6 protein-coding genes are annotated in these 4,537 nt (G+C 47.7%); 4 read left to right on the forward strand and 2 right to left on the reverse strand.

Features of this window, described 5'->3' with window-relative positions:
- Positions 1 to 1,230, forward strand: a 1,230-nt coding sequence (locus ACY69O_RS05280; RefSeq protein WP_462332420.1) for a tetratricopeptide repeat protein, incomplete at its 5' end; no start/stop codon positions are given.
- A 77-nt stretch (positions 1,231 to 1,307) separates the two neighbouring features.
- Positions 1,308 to 2,426, forward strand: a complete 1,119-nt coding sequence (locus ACY69O_RS05285; protein ID WP_462332421.1) for a haloacid dehalogenase-like hydrolase — start codon at positions 1,308 to 1,310, stop codon at positions 2,424 to 2,426.
- A gap of 216 nt (positions 2,427 to 2,642) precedes the next feature.
- Here ACY69O_RS05285 and ACY69O_RS05290 read toward each other — a convergent pair whose 3' ends face one another.
- Positions 2,643 to 3,128 carry an Rrf2 family transcriptional regulator gene (locus ACY69O_RS05290; protein ID WP_462332422.1) on the reverse strand — a complete coding sequence of 162 codons (486 nt, stop codon included), beginning with the start codon at positions 3,126 to 3,128 and terminating at the stop codon, positions 2,643 to 2,645.
- A gap of 404 nt (positions 3,129 to 3,532) precedes the next feature.
- On the opposite strand from ACY69O_RS05290, the gene ACY69O_RS05295 reads away from it, so the two are divergent.
- Positions 3,533 to 3,739, forward strand: a complete 207-nt coding sequence (locus ACY69O_RS05295) for a hypothetical protein (protein ID WP_462332423.1) — start codon at positions 3,533 to 3,535, stop codon at positions 3,737 to 3,739.
- Entirely contained in the window at positions 3,703 to 3,924 is a 222-nt protein-coding gene (locus tag ACY69O_RS05300) for a type II toxin-antitoxin system death-on-curing family toxin (RefSeq protein ID WP_462332424.1), read from the forward strand. Before ACY69O_RS05295 ends, ACY69O_RS05300 begins: the two co-directional genes overlap by 37 nt.
- Before the next feature lie 383 nt (positions 3,925 to 4,307).
- On the opposite strand, the gene ACY69O_RS05305 is transcribed toward ACY69O_RS05300, so the two are convergent.
- Positions 4,308 to 4,537: hypothetical protein (locus ACY69O_RS05305; RefSeq protein WP_462332425.1), on the reverse strand; the 230-nt coding region annotated here is incomplete at its 5' end.

Here is a 4,537-nt window from a genome sequence, read left to right on the forward strand (position 1 = left end):
ACGGCTCTTTCGTGGTTCAATACCGCCGTTGACAAGGGCTGCCTTGCCGCGCGTTTCTTCATCGGACTGCTTTACGGCGGCGGCCGTGCTTTCCCGTCGGACTTCCAAAAGGCAATGGAAAATTTCCGTATTGTTGCGGAGGACAAAGAAAATCTCTACTGCGAGGATGCCGCCAACGCTTTAGGCGACCTTTATTCCGAGGGCGGCACCGACAGCACAGGCTTTACCGTCGAGCGCGACATCGACAAGGCCCGCGAATGGTATGAAAAGGCGGCGGAAAAGGACTACGGCCCCGCGCTCTACGCCCTCAGTCTCCTGTACCGCGAGGGCTGGGAGGGCACTGCCCCTGACCACGAAAAGACCGTTGAGCTCCTGCGCCGCGGCGCTGCGGCAGACTACGCTCCTGCCCAGTACGCCCTCGGTTGCCTTTATGAAGCAGGCTTCGATAATATCATAAAACCTGATGAAACGGTCTCCATCGAGTGGTACAAAAAAGCCGCGGAAAACGGCAATCCATCGGCGCAGTATGAAATGGGCCTTGTGTATTCCCGCGGAAAGGGAGTCCCCGAGGACGAGGAAAAAGCCGCGGAATGGTTCAAAAAAGCGGCACAGTACGGACACCCCAACGCCATGTGCGAGCTGGGGGAAATGGCGTATTTTGCCAAGGACCCGGATTTTGCGGAGGCGTTCCGCTGGTTTACGAACGCAGCCGACTCAGGCAGCAGTCTGGGAGTTACAATGCAGGGGCTCATGTATGATTTAGGCCAGCATGTACAGCAGGACTGCGGAAAAGCAAAGGAGCTTTACGAAAAGGGCGTTGCCGCGGGCAATCTCGAGGCACGGTTCTATCTGGCAAACATATACCGCTTCGGACGCGGAGTATCACAGGATTTCGACAAAGCACGGGCTCTCTACGAGGAAGTCCTTTCATCAGGCTACAAGGGCTATAACGCCCCCTACCTTTACTACCAGCTTGCAGAGCTCTGCAGGCGCGGCAAGGGCGGTCCGAAGGATACAAACCGCGCTGTCTCTCTTTACGAGCAGGCAGCGGACTTCGGCTATCCTGACGCCATGCAGGCGCTGGCAGACCTCTACAGAAGCGGCGACGGCATTCCCGAGGACGAAGAAAAAGCACAGGCCTGGGAACGCAAAGCCAACGAAAGGCTCTACGGTAACATGAAGGAAATCGCAGCCATGCAGAAACGCATGAAGGCCCTTTCCGAACGCTGACGGCATGAATAAACAGCCGTATTTCAGATGTCGGTATTTGCATTGCAACTAAAATAAAAGAAATGGAGTGATTCGAAATGAAGAAAAACAAACTTTGCGCCGTAGTGCTTGCGGCGGCATTAGGTCTCGGAGCCATGACAGGCGCACCTGTCTCGGAAGCGGCAACGCGGGCAGAGCTGGCGAAAATCTCAGTAAACCGCACGGGCAGTGATTTCAAATATTGGAACGAGAACGCGGCTTCATTTCGCGCACTCAAAGCATACGTCAACGACGTGACGGACCCTGCGGGCAAAAATTACATTCCCGTGGAGGACCGCATCGCGGTGTTTGACCTGGACGGCACTCTGCTCTGCGAAACAACCCCCTCGTACTTTGAGTGGATGTTTTATCTGGAGCGGGCGCTGAACGACAAAAACTACACCCCGGACCCTGACGACAGAGCCTATGCGGAAGAAGTAAAGAAGACAATGGACGAGGTCGGCATTCCAAATCCGAAGCCTGAAAGAAAGCGCAGCATGCCAAAGGATATGGACCTTCGCGAAGCCATCTCCCAGTCCTCTGTTTTCTCCGGCATAACACTTCCCGAATACGAGAAGCTGGTGAAAAAATTCATGCAGACTCCTGCAGAGGGCATGAAAAATCTCAAACGCGGCGAATCCTTCTATATGCCAATGGTAGAGGTGATCTCCTATCTGCGCGCGAACCGATTCAAGATTTTCATTGTGTCCGGCACAGACAGGCAGGCACTCCGCATTCTGACCGACGGCGTACTGCCCGTGGAAAAGGATAACATCATCGGCACGGATATCTTCACTCCGGCGTCCCATCAGAACGGTGCCGACGGACTGGAATATCTCTATACAAAGGACGACGAGCTTATTCGCGGCAACTTCGCCCTGAAGAACGTGAAAATGAACAAGGTAGCGAACATTATCCGCGAAATCGGACAGCAGCCTGTAATCGCCTTCGGCAACTCCTCAGGCGACTCCAGCATGTTCAACTACACCATCACAAACAACAAATACAAATCCCTGGCTTTCTCACTGCTCTGCGACGACCTTGAGCGCGAGCTTGGCTGCATGGAAAAGGCCGATAAAATGCGCGCTGACTGCGAAAAATACGGCTGGATTCCTATCTCCATGCGCGACGATTTCAAAACGATTTACGGCAATAATGTAACACGCGCGGACAAGTAAAATTTTATAGGCGAAGCAAAAAGGACAGCCGCATTTGCGGCTGTCCTTTTTACTGTCCAAAATATTATAATGCCTTACATTTATTCTGAAGGGGCTTTGCCCCTTCAAAAACATAGAGCCTTAGTAAATATTTTGCAAAAACAGGCTCATCAAAAAAGCTGCCGTTTTAGCAGAAATATAAAAGGTGCTGCCATTATTTCGGCAGCACCTTTACATTTACCCTTTAAATCTTCCATGACACGGCTTATCATCTGCCTCCTGAGGCAGTCTTTTGTGATAATCCTCTATGACCTTCGCAAGGGATATGGAGCGCATTTCATGCTCTGCAGCCTGCTGTATCGCATCGAAGGATTCCTGCAGAGCGAGCTGTATATGAACGCCCACTATGCACATCTCATTAACGTTCTCATCGAGGTGCAGGAGAGGCTTGTCTCCCTCCACCGCACGGTAAATATCGAAAAGAGAGATTTCCTCCGCGGGCCGTCCGAGACGCGGATTTGCCGCGCCACGCTCGCTGGCAAGAAGCCCTGCCTTTTTGAGCTGCATCATAAGCTGGCGCACGAAAGAAGCGTTTGTATGAATACTGCGCGCTATCTCCCCGCTTGTCAGCTTCGGAGGCATACACGCACGCAGGCGGTCATGCAAAAGCTCGATAAAAGCCAATATATGTACTGCATCACTGAGTTTTGACGAATATTTCACTTTCTTCCCACACTTTCATTTGTCCATTACATGTTATTTATATTTTACCATGTTTTTTTATCCTTGAGAAGAAGTTTCAGTACCTTATATTTTGCGACCATCAAATAACAGGCAGTGAGTATATTCGTCTCCCTATTTGTGACGCGAAGCCAGCCCTGTGAGAAACGCTGACAGAACAAGTTTTGCCTTTGGCAAAACTTGAACGAATGCGTTATAATAGCGATAAAGAGGACACGAATTAAATCAAAGCAAGGTGATTAAACCATGAAACACAACAAAGAAACACAGCCGACGCGTGTTGTCCTGACATCGCAAAACAGCGTTGCAATAAAGGAACTAATGTCAAAACTTTCTAAGCAGCTTATGAAAAAAAATGAAAATCTGTACAGAAGGCTTGCAAATAAATGAGTATAGAATATTCCGTCCAGCTCCTTTTGGCAGATATACTTCAATTTCATTCTGATTTAGAAGGCAGCGAAATTCCAGTAGGCGAAGGTGTCAGAGATATAGCTCTATTGGAAGCTGCAGTTAACGCACCTTTTCAAACCTTTGGAGCGAAGATTTATTCCCTGCTGTGTATGAAAAAGCTGCGCGGCTTTGCTATGGGATAGCAAATAATCACGCCTTCATTGACGGCAACAAACGCACTGCTGTTCATGCCATGGAAATGTTCCTTCTTCTCAACGAATCGTCTTTGGAATGTACAGAAGATGAAATGGAAGAAATCATATTAGGTGTTGCCGAAGGAAGTATATCCTACGAGGAATTGGCTCAGTGGATAAAAGAGCATATTTAAGACCGTAGATTTTAGACTATAATCTACGGTCTTTTAATTTCCATTTTATTAAATCCTACATAAATATCTTCTTGAGCAGGAAATATCCCTACCCCGGCGTTCTATATCCCAATAAAATTTTTCGGTATATTTTCCAACTCAAAAAGCAATAAAAAACAGCGAAAAAAATCATCATTTTTTTGCGTTTTTCTGTTCAAAAAAACGTGCTGTTTTTTTGATGTATTTTTTCATCAAAAATGCTGCTCATTTTTACATTAATTTTCACAGATAACATGAAATTGCCGCATGTCTGAAACCCATCTATATCGGCGTTTGCAGGATATTGCGGTTCATAAAATGTCATTGCGGCACGGTAAAAAAACACACTGTTTTTCAGCACTTTTTTACCTCATTTTTTTGCGTAAAAAAAGCGCTGTTTTTGGTGTGAAAAATTTCATTATTTTCATCTGTTTTTTTACGCGGATTTTTTCTCCTTTTTTGTGTGCTTTATCTGCAAATTTTTTGTGCTGTAACAGCCCGATTACGCCGGGCATCAATTCATCAGGCTTTGCGGGAAAAAACAGGGCTTCAGCGGAGGAGTCAGCGTGACATTTATGTTCTGATAAAATATGGA

The sequence above is a fragment of the Schwartzia sp. (in: firmicutes) genome (assembly GCF_978017985.1).